Below are 21,741 nucleotides of genomic sequence, written 5' to 3'. Positions count from 1 at the left end.
TTCAGGAGCATTGCGATGAGCACAAACGATAAACGCATCCGCGAATTCGCCTATCAAATCTGGGAATCGGAAGGAAAACCCGAGGGCCAGGACGCTCGCCACTGGGAGATGGCCCGCAAACTGGCTGAAGCCGAAGCCCTGGCACCGAGCAAATCGCCAAAAGCCGCTGGAAGCAAAGCCGCCGCCAAGGCCCCTGCCAGCAAAGCCAATGGCAAGGCGGCGGAGCCAAAAACCAAAGCCAAGCCCGCCGCTGCCTCCAAGGTCATCCCGCCGGGCGAAAAAGCCAACGAGAAAAAGCCTCGAGCAGCGCGTAAACCGCCCGCTGTCTGACGCCTCTCACCTGTGTCCTGATTGACCTCGTGGCGGGCCTTCTCGCCACCGAGGGCTCGCTCGCCCTCAAAAAAAACCAGAGCCAAGAACTGTCCCCCCTTTGCAGGAGCACCTATGACCAGTCCGAAGAAAGCCGCGCCAGAACCTCAGGTCGAGGCCTCGCGAATCCGTGAAGGCTTGCCCTTCCCGCTGGGCGCGACCTGGGATGGCCTGGGGGTCAACTTCGCCTTGTTTTCCGCCAATGCCACCAAGGTCGAGCTGTGCATCTTCGATGATGCCGGCGAGGTCGAACTGGAACGCATCGAACTGCCGGAATACACCGACGAGATCTACCACGGCTACCTGCCCGACGCGCATCCGGGGATGATCTACGGCTACCGTGTCTACGGCCCGTACGACCCGGCGAACGGTCATCGCTTCAACCCCAACAAGTTGCTGATCGACCCCTACGCCAAACAACTGGTCGGCCAGTTGAAATGGTCCGAAGCGCTGTTCGGCTACACCATCGGCCACCCCGACGCCGACCTCAGTTTCGATGAGCGCGACAGTGCCCCGTTCGTACCCAAGTGCAAGGTGATCGACCCCGCCCACACCTGGGGTCACGACCATCGGGTCAGCGTGCCGTGGGACAAGACCATCATTTATGAGACGCACGTGCGCGGTTTCAGCATGCGTCACCCCTCCGTCCCCGAGAATGTGCGCGGCACCTTCGCCGGGTTGATGGTCGATGACGTGCTGGAACACATCCGCAAGCTCGGCGTGTCGACCGTGGAACTGCTACCGATTCATGCCTTCGTCAACGACCAGCATCTGTTGCACAAGGGCATGACTAATTACTGGGGCTACAACAGCATCGCGTTCTTCGCCCCCGACCCGCGTTACCTGGCCAGCGGGAAGATCGCCGAGTTCAAGGAGATGGTTGCGCACCTGCACGAAGCCAATCTTGAAGTGATCCTCGACGTGGTCTACAACCACACCGCCGAGGGCAACGAACAAGGTCCGACCCTGTCCATGCGCGGCATCGACAACGCCTCCTACTACCGTTTGATGCCCGACGACAAGCGCTTCTACATCAACGATTCCGGTACCGGCAACACCCTCGACCTGAGTCACCCGTGCGTGCTGCAAATGGTCACCGACTCCCTGCGCTACTGGGCTTCGGAAATGCACGTCGACGGTTTCCGCTTCGACCTGGCGACCATTCTCGGGCGCTACCACGATGGCTTCGACGAACGTCACAGCTTCCTGGTGGCCTGCCGGCAGGACCCGGTGCTGCGCCAGGTGAAGATGATTGCAGAAGCCTGGGATTGCGGCCCCGGTGGCTATCAGGTGGGTAACTTTCCGCCGGGTTGGGTCGAGTGGAATGACAAATTCCGCGACACCGTGCGTGCGTTCTGGAAAGGCGACGATGGCCAACTGGCGGACTTCGCCAGTCGCATGACCGCCTCCGGCGAGATGTTCAATCAGCGTGGCCGGCGGCCGTATGCCTCGGTGAACTTCGTCACCGCCCACGATGGTTTCACCCTGAACGACCTGGTGTCGTACAACGACAAACACAACGAAGCCAACGACGAGAACAATCAGGACGGCAGCAACAACAACCTGTCCTGGAACCACGGCGTCGAAGGCCCGACCGACGATCCCGAGATCAATGAGCTGCGTCAGCGGCAAATGCGCAATTTCTTTGCCACGCTGCTGCTGTCCCAAGGCACGCCGATGCTGGTGGCCGGTGACGAATTCGCCCGCACCCAGGAAGGCAACAACAACGCCTATTGCCAGGACAGCGAGATCGGTTGGGTCAATTGGGACCTGAGCGAAGACGGCAAGGCCCTGCTCAAGTTCGTTAAACGCCTGATCAAGTTACGCCTGGCCTACCCGATCCTGCGTCGCGGCCGCTTCCTGGTGGGCAATTACAACGAGGACATCGGCGTCAAGGACGTCACCTGGCTCGCGCCGGACGGCAGCGAAATGTCCATCGAACAATGGGAGGAAGGCCATGGCCGCTGCCTCGGCATGCTGATGGATGGCCGCGCCCAGGAAACCGGTATCCGCCGCAAGGGCGCCGACGCCACCCTGCTGTTGGTGGTCAACGCGCATCACGACATCGTCAATTTCCTGCTTCCGGAAGTGCCGGACGGCGGTTTCTGGACCTGCATGATCGACACCAACCAACCGTCGATTCGGGGTCAGGAACGCTTCGAGTTCGGTCACGAATATTCGGTCACTGGCCGTTCGCTGCTGCTGTTCGAATTGCAGCATGAGGAAGAAGAGTGAAATGGACCTTCAGGGATAGCTCGGATAAAAAAACGTACTGAATGGAACATCGAGGCGACGAATAGCGTGACATGAGCAATACTCTGCTCGCGGCAATCCAGGGTTTGGAGCGCCGCACATTGCTAACAACGAGAACAAGGACGTAGCCATGAAAACGGTCTCCATCAGCGAAAGCATCCCACCAGTACAAATCTGGAACAGCGCCCCGCAACTGGACAACATTCCTGTCATCAGCACTCAGACCCTGGTTCCTGCCGGCGCACGCGCCGTGTTGATTGCCCCACACCCTGGCGATGAAGTCGTGACCTGTGGCGGCCTGCTGCAGCTGCTCAGCACCCTGGGTCATCCCCTGCAATTGATCTCGATCACCGACGGCAGCGCCAGCCATCCGGGCTCGCAACAGTGGTCGGAGAAACGCTTGAGCGTGTTCCGCCCCCAGGAAAGCCTCGAAGCCTTGCGCCGGCTCGGGCTGCCGATGCACAGCCTGAAATGGATTCGTGGCGGCTTCACCGACAACGCCCTGGCCGAACGCGAGTTTCAGATGACTCAATTCATCGCCCGTTATTTACGCCCCGGGGATGTAGTGTTCAGCACCTGGCGCGAAGATGGCATTGTCGACCATGACGCCGTCGGCCGGGCCAGCGCCAAGGCTGCAGCAATGGTCGGCGCGACGTTCAACGAAGTACCGGTCTGGGCCTGGCACTGGCCAACGCGTGATCGAGGGCTTATCCCGTGGCATCGCGCGCGCAAGGTGCGCCTGGACACCTGGACCGTCGCGCGCAAAAGCCACGCCACCCACGCCTATGCCAGCCAGCTCGACGGCGAGCCGGCAATCGGCCTCGCCCCGCTGCTACCCCCGGTGCTTCTGGAACGGATACGGTTGCCTTATGAAATTGTCTTCGTCTGACGTAGCACTGGTAGCACTGGTAGCACTGGTAGCAGCCTGTAGCAGCTGTCGAGCCTGCGAGGCTGCGTTCGGCTGCGTAGCAGTCGTAAGACCCGGCAACGCGGTGTGTCAGGCAAACTTCATGTTCTGGATGACGACTGCTTCGTCCGAATGCGGCCCAAACCGAACGCAGCCTCGCAGGCTCGACAGCTGCTACATTTTGGTGTCAAGGCTGCTTGCGACGAATCGCTCTGAACTGCCCGCTGCTGCATCAGTCGCATACATAACCAGTCCTGATTCAGAGGAGTGAACGTGACCAGTGATTCCAAGTGGCAGGCCGTCAAATCATCTCCATTGAACACGCCCCTGGCGATTCATCGACTGAGAGTGCTGACGGTCAACACCCACAAGGGTTTTACCGCACTCAACCGACGCTTCGTTCTCCCGGAACTGCGTGAAGCGGTACGCAGTACATCGGCGGACCTGGTGTTCCTGCAGGAAGTCGTCGGCGAACACGACCGTCATGCCACTCGCTACAACGATTGGCCGCAGACCTCACAATACGAGTTCCTGGCCGACAGCATGTGGAGCGACTTCGCCTACGGTCGCAACGCGGTCTACCCCAACGGTCACCACGGCAACGCCCTGTTATCGAAATACCCGATCCGCGAACACCGCAACCTCGACGTCTCGATCACCGGCCCCGAGCGTCGCGGCCTGCTGCATTGCGTGCTGGATGTGCCGGGGCACACTGAAGTGCATGCGATCTGCGTTCACTTGAGCCTGCTGGAAAGCCATCGCCAGTTGCAGCTCCAACTACTCTGCCAACTGCTCGAATCCTTGCCCGACGATGCGCCGGTGATCATCGCCGGTGACTTCAACGACTGGCAGCTGCAAGGCAACACGGCCCTCGCCCGACGCGACTACCTGCATGAAGCCTTCGAACGCCACCACGGTCGCCCGGCGAAAACCTATCCGGCGCGCTTCCCGCTGCTGCGTCTGGACCGGATTTATCTGCGCAATGCCAGCAGTCATGAGCCGCGAATACTGGGGCACAAGCCCTGGACGCATTTGTCGGATCATTTGCCGTTGGCGGTGGAAGTGCACCTGTAGCGGTTCAACTGCGAGCCGCAACGAATGAGCGTTTTCAGCCACATTATTGACAGTAATAAACAGCGAGAATCCGTCAGCAACTGGCTGGATCAAGGCAGCTCGAAGACCGACCGTCGGCTGACGAACGCCTCTGATTCGCGGGTTTCGCGATGATTTTTCGTACAAACAAGAACTTAGATAAACGCCGAAAAACAATTAGTTGCATAGGCCAAATTAGCCATACCGCTCATCGTTCATTTTCTTGACGCAGTGGCATCGGTCTTCTTAGCTACACGTTACTACCCCCGGAAATACACCAGGGGCAAACCCCAAGACACCCGCAAAATCGGGCGGCCAAAGGCTTGCCCCACTACATTCGGTCGCCCCTCATTCGGGGTAGGAGAGAGACGCCAGAGCGAGATACGGCATGCGATTGCAAGGTAGACCGCCATGAAAACTTCATTCACCCCACAAGAGATCAAAGTCACTTTTTGCACTGTCTCGAGTTCACTCCTTCTGTGCTCGTCCCTGGAAATACAGGCAGGGCCGGCAGAGGATGCAACCACGCCTTGGTACCGTCAGGATGTTCCGGTCATGACCTTACCCGCCGTCACTTTCACCACCCCCTACTCCGGCCGCTTCAGCGCCGCCTCCGATACACGTAGTTCACGCCTGACCATCGAGGACGCTTCGCCTTCGGCCTGGGATCAGGTGTATGGGCAGGCTTCGCGGCAGGCGCAAACCGATGTGCTGGCTCAGGGGTTTGCGATCCCTGGCAGTAGCGAATTCAAAGGGCCGGCGATCCTGACGCTGCAAAGCGGTAGCGGTCATACCCAGCGGGTCGGACTGGTCAGCGGCATGACTCAGTTACAAGGCAACAGCAACGGGCTGCTGACCGGTCGCGCCCTTGCTGATCCCAGCCACGACACCCTCAACCTCGAAGGCCAGAGCCTCGGCGCCTACTGGAGCCTGACCGGGCCCCAGGGCTGGCACGTGGACTTGACGGCCAGCGGCGGTCGGGTCAACGGCTATACCCGCAATGACCAGGGCGCCCGACTGGCGACCGAGGGCAGCGCGGTGACACTGTCGGTGGAAGGTGGTTTTCCCATTGGTCTGGGCGATAACTGGGTAGTTGAACCCCAGGCACAGTTGATCAATCAACGCATTACCCTGGACACCCCGTATGCAGGCTCAGGCAATGCCTCGTCCAGTGATCTGACGTCCTGGAGCGGCCGGGTCGGTGCACGGTTGAAAGGTAGTTACGACATCAACGGGCTGGGGGTCGAACCCTATGTGCGAACCAACGTGTGGCACACGGTGTACACCGGCAATACCGTGAACCTCGATCAGGTCGAGAAGATCAGCAGCAGCCGCTATTCATCGACCGTCGAAGTAGGTTTGGGCCTGGTGGCCAGAGTGACGCCCGCCGTAAGTTTCTACGTCAGCGCCGACTACAGCAGTGACGTGGATGACAATGATTTGAATGGGTTGATTGGGAGTTTGGGTGTGCGGATGCGGTGGTGAGCGTCTGACCTCAAGAGGCGTTTTGTTTCGGCTGACGCCTTCGCGAGCAAGCCCGCTCCCACATTTGGTTTTGTGTACGACATAAATCCAATGTGGGAGCGAGCTTGCTCGCGATGGGAGCGACTCGGTGTTAGATCAACCCTCCGGACGCAGCATCAACACCGCCAGCGGCGGCAGATTCAATACCAATGAGAGTGCCTGGCCATGGCTCGGCTCCTCCTCGGTAAACGCCCCGCCGCTGTTGCCATAGTTCGAACCGGCGTAAGTGGCCGCATCGCTGTTGATCACCTCGGTCCAACGCCCTTCAAACGGTACGCCGATGCGATACCCCTCACGCGGCACCGGTGTGAAGTTAGCCACCACTAACACCGGCCGTCCCTCCCTGCTCCAGCGCATGAAGGCGTAGACGCTGTTGATTGCATCATCACCGATCAACCACTGGAAGCCTTGTGGCGCGTCGTCCTGATCATGCAGCGCCGGCTCTTCGCGATACAGCCGATTGAGATCGCCGACGAGTTTCTGCACACCTTTGTGTTCCGAGTACTGCAGCAAGTACCAGTCGAGTTGCTGGTCGTGATTCCACTCACGCCACTGACCAAACTCGCAGCCCATGAACAACAGCTTCTTGCCCGGATGCGCCCACATGAAACTGAGGTAGGCGCGCAGGTTGGCGAATTTCTGCCAGCGGTCGCCGGGCATCTTGTCGATCAGCGAGTGCTTGCCGTGTACCACCTCGTCGTGGGAGATCGGCAGGATAAAGCGCTCGGACCAGGCATACACCAGGCCGAAGCTCAGTTCGTTGTGATGATGAGCGCGGTACACCGGGTCCTGCTGGATGTAGTGCAGCGAATCGTGCATCCAGCCCATGTTCCACTTGTAGTCGAAGCCCAGTCCGCCCTGTTGCGTGCCCTGGCTGACACCCGGCCATGCGGTGGACTCTTCGGCGATCACCAGCGCGCCAGGGGCTTCGAGGTCGATCACGTCATTGAGATGGCGCAGGAAGTCGATGGCTTCGAGGTTTTCCCGACCGCCATGACGGTTCGGCACCCATTCGCCGGCCTTGCGCGAATAATCGCGATACAGCATCGAAGCCACGGCATCGACCCGCAGGCCGTCGACGTGGAAATGTTTCAGCCAGTGCAGCGCCGAGGCCAGCATGTAGCCGTGCACTTCGGTGCGACCCAGGTTGTAGATCAGCGTGTCCCAGTCCTGATGGAAGCCTTCCTGCGGGTTGCCGTATTCGTACAGCGCGGTGCCGTCGAACTGCGCCAGGCCGTGGGTATCGGTCGGAAAATGCGCTGGCACCCAATCGAGGATCACGCCGATATCGGCCTGGTGGCAGGCATTGACGAACGCGGCGAAGTCATCCGGCGACCCGTAGCGAGCGCTCGGGGCGAATTGCGACAGCAGCTGATAACCCCAGGATCCGCCGAACGGGTGTTCCATGATCGGCATCAGTTCGATGTGGGTAAAACCCAGATCCTTCACGTAAGGAATCAGCCGCTCGGCCAACTCATGCCAGGTGTACAGGCGCGCAACTTCGCCCAGATCATCCAACTCACATTGCCAGGACCCGGCATGCAATTCGTAGATCGACAGCGGCGCACTCACCCGATGACGGTCGCCGCGGGATTGCATCCACTCCTGGTCCTGCCAATCGATGTTCAGCGGCGAAGCGACTTTTGACGCGGTGTCCGGTGGCAGCGAGGTGGCCAGCGCCATCGGGTCGGCCTTGAGCGGCAGAATGCCGTGGGTACCGAGGATTTCGTATTTGTACGTTTCCCCCGCTTGCATGCGCGGGACGAAGATTTCCCAAACGCCGGTCGGATGACGCAGGCGCATCGGGTGCCGGCGACCGTCCCAGTTGTTGAAGTCACCCACCACCGACACCCTTTTGGCGTTCGGTGCCCACACGGCGAACCGCACGCCATCGACACCGTCGACCGTTTTCAGCTGCGCGCCCAGGCAAGCGCTGAGATCGCGGTGATTGCCTTCGGCGAACAGGTACAAGTCCATCTCGCCGAGCAATGGGCCAAAGCTGTAAGGGTCTTCGGTAACCTGTTCGCCGCCGGCCCAGCGGGTTCGCAGCAGATACGCCTGCGCCCGATCGAAGTGCCCGACGAACAGGCCCGGCGTCTGGGTGGCCTCAAGGTTGCCGAGTTCCTCCCCGGAGTCCTTGGCCAGTACCTGCACGCTCAAGGCGTCCGGCAAATAGGCCCGAATGAATTGCCCGCCATGACCATCGCCGTGGGGGCCAAGAATTGCAAAGGGGTCGTGATGTTCGGCGCGTACCAGCGCGTCGATGTCCCGCGATCTGGGCAGCAACGCTTCTTTAGCGTGACCCTGTTCCTTGTTCGAGAAACTCATGACTACTCTCCACCAAGATCGGAAAAGGGTTTAAGCCCACTCAATAACCCATACAAACCGTGCAACGGCACGGGCAACCATGTGGGGCGATTTTCTGCCTCATAGGCCACTTCATACGCTGCCTTCTCCAGGCCGAACAACGCCAACGCGGCGTCCTCGCCTTCCGGATCTTGCCATGCATGAGCAAGACTAGCTGCCGCCAGCCGATAAGCGTCGACAAATGCTTGTCTTGCTTCATTTAAATAGCGATCAGCGACACGTTGACGAGCGGCTTGGGCATCGGCCGTGTTGTCGACGTTGTGCACGTTGATCGCCATCGCCGCAGCGTAGTCAAAGGAGCGCAATACGCCACTGACGTCTTTGTACGGGCTGTGTTTGCCCCGTCGTTCGTGCAGCGGCCGCGCCGGCTCGCCTTCGAAGTCGATCAGGTAAGCGTCGCCCTTGATCACCAGTACCTGGCCCAGATGCAAGTCGCCGTGGACGCGAATGCGCAGACCACCAACGGCTTTTTTGCCCAGCTCCTGAACATGGCTGAGGATGGCTTTTTTGTTGTCCAGTAAACGAGTGACCAAGGCTTTGTCTGCCGGGTTCAATTCGCTTTGATGCTGTTTGAGCAACTTCAGCGCGTACTCCAATTGCGCCGCCACGTCCTTGGCGCAGGCCAGGGCATCTTTCTGGGTGGTGACCTTCGGAGTGAAGTCCGGGTTGTCGCTGGGCGCCGCCAGTACCTGATGCATTTCACCCAGACGCTGACCGAGCATACCGGCGAAATCTCTCAGTTCGCCCAAGGCGTTGTAGTGTTGCTCCTGCTCGGACATGGCGTCGGCCAGTTCATCACGCAGCGCCCGTTCGAGGTTGTTCTGGGTCCACTCCCAGGCGTCGCCCTGATTGCTCAAATAGCCTTGGGCAATCATCAGTAGACTTTCCTCACCCGCCGGATCACGGCGAACCACCGAACCCAGCAGCGGTGAGATATTGCGGAAACCGGCGTGAGTCAGAAACGCGCTCATTTCCAGTTCCGGGTGCACGCCAGACGCGACCTTGCGGATCAGTTTCAGCACCAGGCTGTTGCCGATCACCACCGAACTGTTGGACTGTTCGGCGGACAGGTAACGCACTTCCGATTCCCCGGTCAGACCGAGTTTCGCCAGTTCCCACGTCGGCTCAAAGCAGATATCGCCAGCACTGGATGGCAATACGGTATTACTTTGCATGCCCAGCAATACCGCATGCACAAAGGTGTCGAGGCTGAAGGCGTCGGTGATCAAGCCGACCTGACGCACGCGCCGGACCCGAGACAAGGCCAGTTGCTGAGGCAACGCGGCACCCACCTGATCTTCGGAGATAAAACCGAACGGCAACTGATAGCGGCTGGTCTGGCCGCCGCTGGTGACGTCGATTTCACTCAACAGCACGGGGTGCAGCGGATCGCCAAAGCGCACGCCATAGGCAATGTTGACCTGCTCGATGCCCCCGTCCTTGCCGGCAAACCAGCGGCGATTCTGCAGCCAGCTTGGCAAGATGCCCTGCTCCAGCGTGCCGCGGGAAGGCGCTTCGAGCAGTTCTTCCATGCGTTTTTTCAGCACCAGCGTGGTGAAGTCCGGCAGGCTTTGCGCCGGTTCCACGTGCCAGCTCGGCATCTGGTTTTCCGCCGCCAATACGAACCAATAGAAGCCGTAAGGCGCCAGGGTCAGCAGGAAATTCAACTGGCCGATCGGCGGGAAGGCGTTACCGCCGAGCATCTCCACAGGCACCATGCCGACGTAGGCCGACAGGTCCAGTTCCGCTGCTTGCGCGCTACGGGACACGTTGGCCACGCACAAGATGATTTCGTGCTTGCCGTCCGGTCCGGTGAATTCCCGGGTGTAGGCCAGAATCCGTCGGTTAGTCGGCGAGAGCATTTTCAGCGTGCCTCGACCGAAGGCCTTGGACTGCTTGCGCACGGCGAGCATGCGCCGGGTCCAGTTCAGCAGCGAATGCGGGTCGCCGGCCTGGGTTTCAACGTTGACCGACAGGTAACCGTATTGCGGGTCCATGATCGGCGGCAGCACCAGACTCGCCGGATCGGCGCGGGAGAAACCGCCGTTACGGTCAATCGACCACTGCATCGGCGTGCGCACACCGTCACGGTCGCCGAGGTAGATGTTGTCACCCATGCCGATCTCGTCGCCGTAATACAGCGTCGGCGTGCCGGGCATCGACAGCAGCAAACTGTTGAGCAGTTCCACGCGACGACGATCGCGCTCCATCAACGGCGCCAAGCGGCGGCGAATCCCCAGGTTGATCCGCGCCCGACGGTCGGCCGCGTAGTAATTCCACAGGTAATCGCGCTCCTTGTCGGTGACCATTTCCAGGGTCAGCTCATCGTGGTTACGCAGGAAAATCGCCCACTGACAGTTGGCCGGGATCTCCGGGGTCTGACGCAGAATGTCGGTGATCGGGAAGCGGTCTTCCTGGGCCAGCGCCATGTACATGCGCGGCATTAGCGGGAAGTGGAACGCCATGTGGCATTCGTCGCCGTTCAAGCCTTTGGCGTCGGTGTCGCCGAAGTACAGTTGCGTGTCTTCCGGCCATTGGTTGGCTTCGGCCAGCAGCATGCGGTCCGGGTAATTGGCGTCGATTTCGGCACGGATCTGCTTGAGGACGTCGTGGGTCTCGGGCAGGTTTTCGTTGTTGGTGCCGTCGCGTTCGATCAGGTACGGAATCGCGTCCAGGCGTAGACCGTCGATGCCCATGTCCAGCCAGTAGCGCATCACCGACAGTACGGCTTTCATGACTTGCGGGTTGTCGAAATTCAGGTCTGGCTGGTGAGAATAGAAGCGATGCCAGAAGTACTGACCGGCCACCGCGTCCCAGGTCCAGTTGGATTTTTCGGTGTCGAGAAAGATGATGCGGGTGCCGTCGTACTTTTGATCGTCATCGGACCAGACATAGAAGTCCCGTGCCGCCGAGCCTTTCTTGGCCTTGCGCGCACGCTGAAACCAGGCGTGCTGGTCAGAGGTGTGGTTGATGACCAGTTCGGTAATCACCCGCAGGCCACGTTTATGGGCTTCAGAGATGAACCGCTTGGCGTCGGCCATGGTGCCGTAGTCGGAATGCACGCCACGGTATTCGGCAATGTCGTAGCCGTCATCGCGTCGTGGCGAGGGATAGAACGGCAACAGCCAAATGGTATTGACGCCCAGATCGGCAATGTAATCGAGTTTGGCGATAAGACCGGGAAAGTCGCCGATCCCGTCATTGTTGGAGTCGAAAAAAGACTTAACGTGAACCTGGTAGATCACCGCATCCTTGTACCAGAGCGGGTCCTTGATAAAGGTGGCTGCCTTGGGTTTCTTCGCCATTTGAAACTCCTGTTGAAAACTGGAAAGCGCCCCGGACAAGATCGTTCCCACGCTCTGCGTGGGAATGCATCCAGTGACGCTCTGCGTCACAGCGGCGGACGCAGAGCGTCCGAGGCGGCATTCCCACGCGGACGGTTCGACGCCTCGACGTGGGAACGATCAGTGCTAATCAGTGTTAAACGGTGATCCGCCAGATCCCGAACGGTTGATGCGCTGGGTCGATTCGCATGAACTGGTACTTGCCGTGCCAGGTCCAGCGATGACCGCTCATCAAGTCTTCGCCCTGGGTACTGGCGTCGTCGGGCAAGCCCATTTCCCACAGCGGCAATTCGAAATTCGCTTCCTGGACGTTATGCGGATCAAGGCTCACCGCCACCAGAACGAAATTGCTGCCATCCGCGCTGCGTTTGCCGAAATACAGAATGTTGTCGTTCCAGGCGTTGTAGACCTTCAAGCCCAGATGCGTCTGCAAGGCCGGGTTCTGCCGGCGGATACGGTTGAGCTGGGCGATCTCGGCAATGATGTTGCCTGGCGCGTTGAAGTCCCGTGGGCGGATTTCGTACTTCTCGGAATTGAGGTATTCCTCCTTGCCCGGCACCGGTGCCGCTTCGCACAGTTCAAAGCCTGAATACATGCCCCACAGACCGGAGCCCATGGTCGCCAGCGCGGCGCGGATCAGAAATCCGGCGCGCCCCGACTCATGCAAAAACGCCGGGTTGATGTCCGGTGTATTAACGAAGAAGTTCGGCCGGAAGCATTCGCGCCACGGTGACTCATTGAGTTCAGTGAAATAGGTGGCCAGCTCGGACTTGTTGTTGCGCCAGGTGAAGTAGGTGTAGCTCTGGGAGTAACCGACCTTGCCCAACCGCGCCATCATTGCCGGGGTGGTGAAGGCTTCGGCCAGGAAGATCACCTCGGGGTACAGCGCTCGCACATCAGCAATCAGCCACTGCCAGAACGGCAGCGGTTTGGTGTGAGGGTTGTCGACGCGAAACAGCTTCACGCCCTCCTCGACCCAACCCACCACGACGTCGCGTAACTCGACCCACAGACTAGGAATCGCATCGGTGGCATAGAAATCGACGTTGACGATGTCCTGGTATTTCTTCGGCGGGTTCTCGGCGTATTTGATCGTGCCGTCGGGACGCCAGTTGAACCAGCCCGGATGCTGTTGCAGCCATGGATGATCCTGGGAACACTGAATCGCGAAGTCGAGGGCGATTTCCAGCCCATGGTCAGCGGCTGCCGCGACAAGACGCCGGAAGTCTTCGCGCGTGCCCAGCTCCGAATGAATCGCCTCATGACCGCCCTCTTCGCTGCCGATGGCATACGGACTGCCCGGATCGTCCGGCCCAGCGGTCAGGGAGTTGTTCGGGCCCTTGCGGTAACTGCGGCCGATCGGGTGGATCGGCGGGAAGTACAGCACATCGAAGCCCATGTCCTGGATCATCGGCAGCCGCGAATGCACATCGTTGAAGGTGCCATGACGGGCCGGATCGTCAGTGATTGAACGTGGAAACAATTCATACCAACTGGCGAACTGCGCCAGGTCCCGTTCGACGTCGAGCGGGTACTCAGGGCTGACGCTCAAATAGGCACGATGATCGGCCAACGTCATCAGCTCGGCGCTACGCTGGTGCAGAAACAGCTCGACCTGCTCGATTTCGAGCAGACCCGACAATTCATGGTGCAGCGCTGCCAGTTGCTCGCTCAGCTGTCCTTCCGTGCGTTCGGCGGCTTGCTGGACTTGAGTCCGCCCTTCCTGCAGTTCCAGGCTGATCGGCACTCTGGCGGCGTGTTTTTTCTCCAGGTCATAACAGAAGCTGGCGAACTGATCGATCCAGGCTTCGATGCAAAACACATAACGGCCCTGGCGCGCGACCCGGAACTGGCCCTGCCAACCATTATTGCCCAGGTCGGCCATGACATCGCTTTGCCAGGTCTCCTCACCCTCGGCGTGCCAGCGCACTCGCACGGCCAATTTGTCATGACCGTCGGCGAACACTTTGCTGGTCACCACCACGTCATGACCCACCACGGCTTTGACGGCGAACTGCCCGCCATCGAGGATCGGCATGGTGTTTTCGATGGCGATGCGCGGTAGCAGTAAAGCCTGCGACAGCGGCATATGAGGGTTGTAGTTCAGCTCTGTGGGTTTTTCAGCAGTCATCGAGCATCTCTCCTTTACGCCCCATGGACGCTCTTGTGTCTGTGGCTTGTAACAGGATAGCCATCCCGCAGGATCGTCCGCCCCGGAATGAACTCACTTAGGTTCCGAGCGACAGGCGCCGGTAAAAGTTCACGAGAATTGCCTGGGCCTTCGGAGGAATCAATTCCTTTGCACGGTGGTCAACACACTTAAGCACGACTTACGCCATGTGCCACTGGAGGCTGAATTTATGAGCATTCCGATCCCTGCCGAAACGCCTGATCCAAACATCGACAGCCCGACCATTCCGCCGACCGAGCCTGAACCTGTACCTGAGCAAGAGCCGCCCGGCACTACCCCGCCTCCGCGCGAAGACCCTCCGCAGACCACGCCGACGGTGATCGCTACCCCTTAAATGATCGTTCCCACGCTCCGCGTGGGAATGCAGCCCGGGACGCTCCGCGTCCCTGCCGAAGCGAACGCGGAGCGTCCATTGAGGCATTCCCACGCAGAGCGTGGGAACGATCTTTACGGGTTTTGATCCTTGTCCTTGTCGATCATTTGCACAACAAAGGGCATCACACTGAAGATCGCCAATGCCAGCAACGTACTGAGCACCGCCGTCGCCTCGCGCCCCAAACCGGCGGAAACACCGATGGCGGCGGTCATCCACAACCCCGCGGCGGTGGTCAGGCCTTTGACATGGCCCTCGTCGTCCGCGGTGTTTTTCAGGATGGTGCCGGCGCCGAGAAAGCCGATCCCGGAAATCACACCCTGCACCACCCGGCTCAAGGCGTCGGCCTGGGCGCCGGACATTTGCGGCACCAGCACAAACAGCGCCGCCCCCAGCGCCACCAGCATGTGGGTGCGAACCCCGGCGGCCTTGCCCTTGTGCTCGCGTTCGAAGCCGAGAATCCCGCCCAACACTGCGGCCATCAGCAAGCGCACGGTAATGCGCGTCAGTTGTGAAGCGTCGCCAATGTCGGCGAACTCCGCTTGCAGGGTCACCCAAACCTCATGCCACCAGGCGTTCATGGTGTTGTCCTTGTGATGACTGAACAGAAAGTTGCTCTATTCAGGATGGACCGCGCCGACCATTAATCAGTTGCACAGAACGATGATCCTCGGCTGTGCCCTAACACTTTAGAACCCGCAGAAAAAAGGACACCTCCATGACTGTGCGCATCGAAAGCCAGACCTGCTTCTTCATTACCGAGAACGGCGAAGAAATTCGTTTGTGTCCCGACGTCACCATCATTACCGACTCGGAAAAAGCCATGTCGGCGGTGGAGCTCGATGGCCAGCGCTTCTACATTACCGAAGCAGAAGCCGACGCATTGACCGTAGCAGGCGCAGTCGACGGGCGTAAGCATCTGAAGGCCACCGACAGTGATTCGGTGATTTGACTGACCCGGATCAATAACACCCGCAGACGCTTGATATAGGTGTCTGCGTCCCGCTGCAGCGGGTGCATCAACTTGTCGCAGGCAGCCGATCAACGCCCATCTGATCCGCTTTTTATTGCAATAGGTGAGTCTGTTATGCAAACAGATCGCCGCTCATAGTGCTCAGGCCTGATGGAGGCTGATGAGCGAAAGACCATGAGCGATAGAATCCCCGTCCGAACCGTAGAAACCGCCCCTTTAATACACAACCCTTCAGTGCAGAGCTATGAGCCTTCGCGTCCAAAGATGAAGGCCAAGTCCAGCGACAACCTGATCCACACCCGCAGCTTCACCGGTTTATTCCGCACCCTGCGCATGAGCGGCGCGGGGTTTCTGTTTTTGCTGTTCTTCGGCACGGTGTGGTTGAACTGGGGCGGCCGCCAAGCTGTGCTCTGGGACCTTTCCGAAAGCAAATTCCACATCTTCGGCGCAACCTTCTGGCCGCAGGATTTCATCCTGCTGTCGGCGCTGCTGATCATTGCTGCGTTCGGCCTGTTCGCGATCACCGTGTTCGCCGGGCGAGTCTGGTGCGGTTACACCTGCCCACAGAGTTCCTGGACCTGGATCTTCATGTGGTGCGAGAAACTCACCGAAGGCGAACGCAACCAGCGAATCAAGCTGCAAGCCGCACCCTGGGGCCTGAACAAACTGATCCGCCGCTCGGCCAAGCACACCTTGTGGCTGGCCATCAGCCTGTTGACCGGCCTGACCTTTGTCGGCTACTTCACCCCGATCCGGCCGCTGGCCGAAGAACTGCTGACCTTGCAGATGGGCGGCGTCAGCCTGTTCTGGGTGCTGTTCTTTACCGGCGCGACATACATCAACGCCGGTTGGCTGCGTGAAGCGGTGTGCATGCACATGTGCCCGTATGCGCGGTTCCAGAGCGTGATGTTCGACAAAGACACCCTGACCATCTCCTACGACGTGGCCCGTGGCGAAAACCGTGGCCCGCGCAAACGTGACGTGGCACCGGCTGAAGTCGGCCTCGGTGATTGCATCGACTGCCAGGTGTGCGTGCAGGTCTGCCCGACCGGCATCGACATCCGCGACGGCTTGCAGATGGAATGCATCGGCTGCGCCGCGTGTATCGACGCCTGTGATTCGATCATGGACAAAATGGGCTACGCCCGCGGGCTGATCAGCTACACCTCGGAGCATCAATTGCAGGGCGGCAAGACTCATTTGTTGCGGCCGCGTTTGATCGGCTACACCGTTGTCCTGCTGGTGATGATCGGTGCGCTTGCCCTGGCGCTGGTGGAGCGACCGATGGTCTCGCTGGACGTGAGCAAGGACCGTGGCCTGTTCCGCGAGAACAGTCAGGGGCAGATCGAAAACATCTACAGCCTGAAAGTCATCAACAAGACCCAGCAACGCCAGGATTACCTTCTGACCCTGGTCGATGGCGAAGGCTTCCTGCTGCAAGGCAAGACCGACCTGAGCCTGGCACCGGGCGAGATAGTGGATGTGCCGGTGTCGGTGGCGATGACCACGGAACGGCCGAGCAGCAGTTCGCAGACGATCAGCTTCAAGATTGTCGACAGTGATGAGCCGGACATTTATAGCGTGGCGAAGAGCCGGTTTGTTGCGCCGATGAACCGTTGATCCCTTAGACTGCGGTGCTGCCGTTCGCGAGCAAGCTTCGCTCCTACAGCCAACACCACACTGTAGGAGCGAGGCTTGCCCGCGAAGAAGTCACCTCGATTTTTCTGCATTACACCAATCCAGGCACTCGATGAAACGCTACGAAAAATTCGCCGACGACATCGCTGAACTGATCCGCTCCGGTGTCCTCGGCCCCGGCCAGCGCGTGCCGTCGGTACGCTACGCCAGCCAGACTTACGGGGTCAGCCCGTCCACGGTGTTCCAGGCCTACTACCTGCTCGAACGCCGCGGCTTGATCCGCGCTCGCCCGCGTTCCGGCTACTTCGTCAACGCACACGCGCCGAGCCCGTTCTCGGAGCCGGTGATCAGCAGCCAAGTCAACGAGTCCACCGAAGTCGACGTCAGCGAACTGGTGTTCTCGGTACTCGACTCGATCAAGGACCCGAACACCGTGCCCTTCGGCTCGGCCTTCCCCAGCCCGACCCTGTTCCCGCTGCAACGCCTGTCCCGCTCCCTGGCCAGCGCCGCCCGCGAGATGGACCCGCGCATGGTCGTCACCGACATGTCGCCGGGCAACCCGCAACTGCGTCGACAAATCGCCCTGCGCTACATGGTCGGCGGGCTGATGCTGCCCATGGAAGAACTGCTGATCACCAACGGCGCGCTGGAAGCGCTTAACCTGTGCCTGCAAGCGGTCACCGAGCCCGGCGATCTGGTGGCCATCGAAGCCCCGGCGTTCTACGCGTGCCTGCAAATCCTGGAACGGCTGAAGCTCAAAGCCGTGGAAATCCCTGTGCATCCGCGCGATGGCATCGACCTTGGCGTACTCGCGCAAACCCTGGCACGGCACCCGATCAAGGCTGTCTGGTGCATGACCAGTTTCCAGAACCCGATGGGCGCGACAATGCCCGAGGCGAAGAAACAGGAACTGGTTGAGCTATTGCGCAGCCATCAAGTGCCGCTGATCGAAGACGATGTCTACGCAGAGCTGTATTATGGCCAACAGGCGCCGAAACCGGCCAAGTCCTTTGATACCGAAGGGCTGGTGATGCACTGCGGTTCGTTCGCCAAAAGCCTGGCCCCCGGCTACCGCATCGGTTGGGTCGCCGCCGGACGTTATGCGCAGAAGATTGAACGGCTGAAACTCATGACGTCGCTGTGCGCGTCGATGCCGGCCCAGGCGGCCATTGCCGATTACCTGCAACACGGCGGCTACGACCGGCACTTGCGAAAACTGCGCTACGCCCTGGAAGAACAGCAAAGCGCCATGCTCGCCGCTATCGCACGCTACTTCCCGGCGCAAACCCGCGTCAGCCAACCGGCCGGCGGTTACTTCCTGTGGCTGGAATTGCCACCGCAGATGGATTCGCTGAAGTTGTTTCAGATGGCGTTGGCGCAAGGGATCAGCATTGCGCCCGGGCCGATCTTTTCACCGACCCAGCGCTTCAGGAATTGCATTCGGCTGAATTACGGCAGCCCTTGGGATGAGACTGCCGAGAAGGCGATGGAGACGTTGGGCCGGATTGTGCGGTCGTTCTGAATGATCGTTCCCACGCTCTGCGTGGGAATGCAGCCCGGGACGCTCCGCGTCCCTTTCGAAAGCTGGAACGCGGAGCGTCCCTTGAGGCATTCCCACGCAGAGCGTGGGAACGATCAGTGTTAACGCCCGCCGCCGAGATCAACGAATGTCCCGGTCGCATAGGAAGCCTTGTCCGACAGCAACCACACGATCGCCTCAGCCACTTCATCCGGTCGTCCGCCCCGAGCCATCGGAATCGCCGACTCCAACTTGCTGACCCGATCCGGGTCGCCGCTCAATGCGTGGAAATCGGTGTAGATGTAACCAGGGCGCACCGCGTTGACGCGGATGCCTTCGCCGGCCACTTCCTTGGACAGGCCGATGGTGAACGTATCCAGCGCACCTTTCGACGCTGCGTAGTCGACGTATTCACCGGGCGCGCCCAAGCGTGAGGCCACCGAGGACACGTTAACGATGCTGCCGCCCTGCCCGCCATGCTTGGGCGACATGCGCAGGATCGCGTGTTTGGCGCAGAGGATCGGCGCCAGGACGTTGGTTCTGAGGATTTTGAGAATACGGAATTCGGACATTTCATCGATCCGCGACTTATGCCCGACGGTGCCGGCATTGTTCACCAGTGCAGTGACCCGGCCCAACTCAGTGTCCACGCGGTGGAACAGCGCGATCACTTCATCTTCGATGCTGACGTCAGCACGCACCGCGATGGCTTGGGCGCCGAGGGCGCGGACTTGTTCCAGCACAGTTTGCGCAGCGGATTCGTCGGCCAGGTAGTTGATGCAGATCCGATAGCCTTGTTCGGCGGCCAACAGGGCTGTGGCGGCGCCGATACCGCGGCTGCCGCCGGTGATGACGATGACTTTGTCCATGCGAAATTTCCCCCATTCCAAGCGTTAGCAGTCGGGGCCAAGAATAACCGCCATCGCTGGCTTTTGCATGGGCTCACATCAATCACATTGTTCTCAACTCACCGCCAATTGCTCTGCACGCAGAATATCCACCATGAAGCGTTCGGCCGGCAGCGGGTGCCCGAGCAGATAGCCCTGCAGCGAATCACAACCGAGTTGCGTCAGGAAGTCTTGCTGTGAGTCGGTCTCCACCCCTTCGGCGACAATCCGCAACCCCAGTGCCTGGCCGAGGGCGACGATGGCAGAAACGATGGCGGCGTCATCGCTGTCACGCTCCAGATCGCGGACAAAACCCCGGTCGATCTTCAGTTCGTTGGCCGGCAGGCGCTTGAGGTACATCAAGCTCGAATAGCCGGTGCCAAAGTCATCGATCGACAGGTCGACCCCCATTGTCGACAGCTCCTGAAGCACCGTCATGCTCGCATCGGCATCGCTCATGGCGGTGGTTTCAGTGATCTCGAGGGTCAGGCTGTTGGCCGGCAAATGGTGAGTGGCCAAGGCTTTGGCGACGCTCTGGACCAGACCCGCGTTGCAGAACTGCAAGGCTGAAAGGTTCACCGCGATGCGCCAGTCGGTGTACCCGAGCACGTACCACTCGCGCATCTGACGGCAGGCTTCGTTGAGCACCCATTCGCCAATCGGAATGATCAGCCCGGTTTTTTCCGCCAGTTCGATGAACTTGTCCGGCAGCAGCATGCCCTGGGTCGGATGCACCCAGCGCAGCAACGCCTCGGCGCCGACCGGCCGGCCATTGTTGGCATCGAACTTGGGTTGGTAATAGAGACTGAATTGCTGCTGATCAATGGCGATACGCAAGTCCTGCAATAACTGCAGCTGTTTGCGCGCGTTGTTGTTCATCGAGGCATCGAAGAAGCTGTAGCCGTTTTTCCCGGCGCCCTTGGCGTGATACATCGCCGCGTCAGCGTTCATCAGCAATTCCTCGGCGGTTTCACCGTTGCCCGGATATATCGCGATGCCGACACTGGCGGAAATCTGCAAGTCATGTTCGCCGACCCGGAACGAACGCCCGATCAGCCCGACCTGACGGGCCGCCAGGTTCAATGCGTCATTCTGTTCGCCGAGCTGCACCAATAAAACGAATTCATCACCGCCGATCCGCGCCAGGGTGTCATGGCTGCGCAAATCCTCACGCAGGCGCAAGCCGACCTCTCGCAACAACAGATCGCCCATATGGTGCCCAAAGGCATCGTTGACCGGTTTGAAACCGTCCAGATCGATGAACATCAACGCGAAACAACCGCCCTGCTCCTGCACCATGGACATTGCCTGATCGATGCGGTCAGCCAGCAACACGCGATTCGGCAGGCCGGTCAGGGTGTCATGCAGGGCCAGTTGAGTCAGTTCGCGGTTGGCCTCGGTCAATGAGTGAGCAAGGCCTGCGGTGCGGGCCTCAAGGCGCGCATCGAGGATCGAGGTCAGCAAGGCAAGGCTCAACACTGCCAGGGTGGTGATCAGCACCAGATTGTCCAGGCCTTTGCCGTTCAGGCCGCTGACGGCCGCGCCACAGAAACTGCCATCCGGGAAACGCGCCGCCGCCATGCCGGTGTAGTGCATGCCGACAATCGCGAAACCCATGATCACCGCCGCACCGCCACGGATCAGGCCGACATAAGGTGTGTGCTGGCGCAGGCGGAACGCGATCCATAACGCAGCGCCCGAGGCGACTACGGCGATCAGCAGCGAGGCGCCGAACAGGGTCGGATCGTAATCGATACCCGGCTGCATGCGCATGGCGGCCATGCCGGTGTAGTGCATCGCGCTGATCCCGGAACCCATGACCAGCGCGCCGAACGCCAATTGCCAGGCTGGCAATTTTGGCTGGCTGACCAGCCACAGGGCAAAGCCGCAGGAGAGGATGCCAGTCAGTAGTGACAGCAACGTGATGCCGACGTCGTAACCGAGGTCGATGGGCAATTTGAATGCGAGCATGCCGATGAAATGCATCGACCACACGCCAACCCCCATGGCAAAGGCGCCGCCCGCCGTCCATAGATGCACGGCCCGGCCCTTGGCCGTGGCGATGCGTTCAGTCAGGTCGAGCGCGGTATAGGAGGCGAGAATCGCCACAAAAAGCGAGATGACAACCAGCGTGGGGGAATAGCTACCGATAAGCATGAGACTACTCGCGACAGCCCTCCGTTCTCGGGGGGCAAATCGGGCGATTGTACTGATTGCGCAAAAGAACGCACTGACAAAATAAGCAAAGGGCCATCAAGCCGATGAAACGCTTGTTTTAAGGTTTCACATTAACTGACATCCCCC

Annotated in this window: 15 protein-coding genes; 9 read left to right on the top strand and 6 right to left on the bottom strand. The window is 60.0% G+C overall.

Annotated features, from left to right (window positions below; genetic code table 11):
- Positions 1-15: 15 nt before the first annotated feature.
- From CKW16_RS10355 to CKW16_RS10335, 5 genes are all read left to right on the top strand, one after another.
- Positions 16-330 (top strand): DUF2934 domain-containing protein, encoded by a 315-nt coding sequence (locus CKW16_RS10355; protein WP_095128327.1) that lies wholly within the window; start codon positions 16-18, stop codon positions 328-330.
- Positions 331-444: 114 nt separating this feature from the next.
- A complete protein-coding gene (gene glgX / locus CKW16_RS10350; RefSeq protein ID WP_095128326.1) occupies positions 445-2,604 on the top strand; it encodes a glycogen debranching protein GlgX in 2,160 nt (719 codons plus the stop codon).
- A 148-nt stretch (positions 2,605-2,752) separates the two neighbouring features.
- Positions 2,753-3,511, top strand: coding sequence for a PIG-L deacetylase family protein (locus CKW16_RS10345; RefSeq protein ID WP_095128325.1), 759 nt, complete (start codon positions 2,753-2,755; stop codon positions 3,509-3,511).
- A gap of 291 nt (positions 3,512-3,802) precedes the next feature.
- Complete coding sequence (locus CKW16_RS10340; RefSeq protein WP_095128324.1) at positions 3,803-4,603, top strand: endonuclease/exonuclease/phosphatase family protein; 801 nt, start codon at positions 3,803-3,805, stop codon at positions 4,601-4,603.
- Positions 4,604-5,032: 429 nt separating this feature from the next.
- The gene (locus tag CKW16_RS10335) at positions 5,033-6,106 is read left to right on the top strand and encodes an autotransporter outer membrane beta-barrel domain-containing protein (RefSeq protein ID WP_095128323.1); all 1,074 of its coding nucleotides are present in this window, start codon (positions 5,033-5,035) and stop codon (positions 6,104-6,106) included.
- Positions 6,107-6,241: 135 nt separating this feature from the next.
- Here the strand turns inward: CKW16_RS10335 and glgB are convergent, their stop codons facing one another.
- The 3 genes from glgB to CKW16_RS10320 form a co-directional block, all read right to left on the bottom strand.
- On the bottom strand, positions 6,242-8,473 hold the full coding sequence (glgB, locus tag CKW16_RS10330; RefSeq protein ID WP_095128322.1) for a 1,4-alpha-glucan branching protein GlgB: 2,232 nt from the start codon (positions 8,471-8,473) through the stop codon (positions 6,242-6,244).
- A gap of 2 nt (positions 8,474-8,475) precedes the next feature.
- Positions 8,476-11,817 carry a maltose alpha-D-glucosyltransferase gene (gene treS, locus CKW16_RS10325; protein ID WP_095128321.1) on the bottom strand — a complete coding sequence of 1,114 codons (3,342 nt, stop codon included), beginning with the start codon at positions 11,815-11,817 and terminating at the stop codon, positions 8,476-8,478.
- Positions 11,818-11,992: 175 nt separating this feature from the next.
- Positions 11,993-13,987 carry an alpha-1,4-glucan--maltose-1-phosphate maltosyltransferase gene (locus CKW16_RS10320; RefSeq protein WP_095128320.1) on the bottom strand — a complete coding sequence of 665 codons (1,995 nt, stop codon included), beginning with the start codon at positions 13,985-13,987 and terminating at the stop codon, positions 11,993-11,995.
- A gap of 229 nt (positions 13,988-14,216) precedes the next feature.
- On the opposite strand from CKW16_RS10320, the gene CKW16_RS32280 reads away from it, so the two are divergent.
- Positions 14,217-14,381 (top strand): hypothetical protein, encoded by a 165-nt coding sequence (locus CKW16_RS32280; protein WP_176471537.1) that lies wholly within the window; start codon positions 14,217-14,219, stop codon positions 14,379-14,381.
- 113 nt (positions 14,382-14,494) lie between these two features.
- On the opposite strand, the gene CKW16_RS10310 is transcribed toward CKW16_RS32280, so the two are convergent.
- Positions 14,495-15,001, bottom strand: coding sequence for an MgtC/SapB family protein (locus CKW16_RS10310; protein WP_095128319.1), 507 nt, complete (start codon positions 14,999-15,001; stop codon positions 14,495-14,497).
- Positions 15,002-15,138: 137 nt separating this feature from the next.
- Here CKW16_RS10310 and CKW16_RS10305 point away from each other — a divergent pair, with 137 nt between their 5' ends.
- From CKW16_RS10305 to mapR, 3 genes are all read left to right on the top strand, one after another.
- Positions 15,139-15,372 (top strand): DUF3203 family protein, encoded by a 234-nt coding sequence (locus CKW16_RS10305; protein WP_095128318.1) that lies wholly within the window; start codon positions 15,139-15,141, stop codon positions 15,370-15,372.
- Positions 15,373-15,567: 195 nt separating this feature from the next.
- Positions 15,568-17,013 carry a cytochrome c oxidase accessory protein CcoG gene (gene ccoG / locus CKW16_RS10300; protein WP_095128317.1) on the top strand — a complete coding sequence of 482 codons (1,446 nt, stop codon included), beginning with the start codon at positions 15,568-15,570 and terminating at the stop codon, positions 17,011-17,013.
- A gap of 130 nt (positions 17,014-17,143) precedes the next feature.
- The gene (mapR, locus tag CKW16_RS10295) at positions 17,144-18,553 is read left to right on the top strand and encodes a GntR family transcriptional regulator MpaR (protein WP_033054711.1); all 1,410 of its coding nucleotides are present in this window, start codon (positions 17,144-17,146) and stop codon (positions 18,551-18,553) included.
- 119 nt (positions 18,554-18,672) lie between these two features.
- Here mapR and CKW16_RS10290 read toward each other — a convergent pair whose 3' ends face one another.
- Positions 18,673-19,419, bottom strand: a complete 747-nt coding sequence (locus CKW16_RS10290; RefSeq protein WP_095128316.1) for an SDR family oxidoreductase — start codon at positions 19,417-19,419, stop codon at positions 18,673-18,675.
- A 93-nt stretch (positions 19,420-19,512) separates the two neighbouring features.
- Positions 19,513-21,594, bottom strand: a complete 2,082-nt coding sequence (locus CKW16_RS10285; protein WP_095128315.1) for a bifunctional diguanylate cyclase/phosphodiesterase — start codon at positions 21,592-21,594, stop codon at positions 19,513-19,515.
- Positions 21,595-21,741: the final 147 nt, after the last annotated feature.

Origin of the sequence: Pseudomonas sp. Irchel s3h14, assembly GCF_900187425.1 — a bacterium.
In the GTDB taxonomy this organism is placed as follows: Bacteria; Pseudomonadota; Gammaproteobacteria; order Pseudomonadales; family Pseudomonadaceae; genus Aquipseudomonas.
The sequence above is the reverse complement of the archived record's forward strand: the minus strand, read 5'-3'. Positions and strand labels throughout refer to the sequence as shown.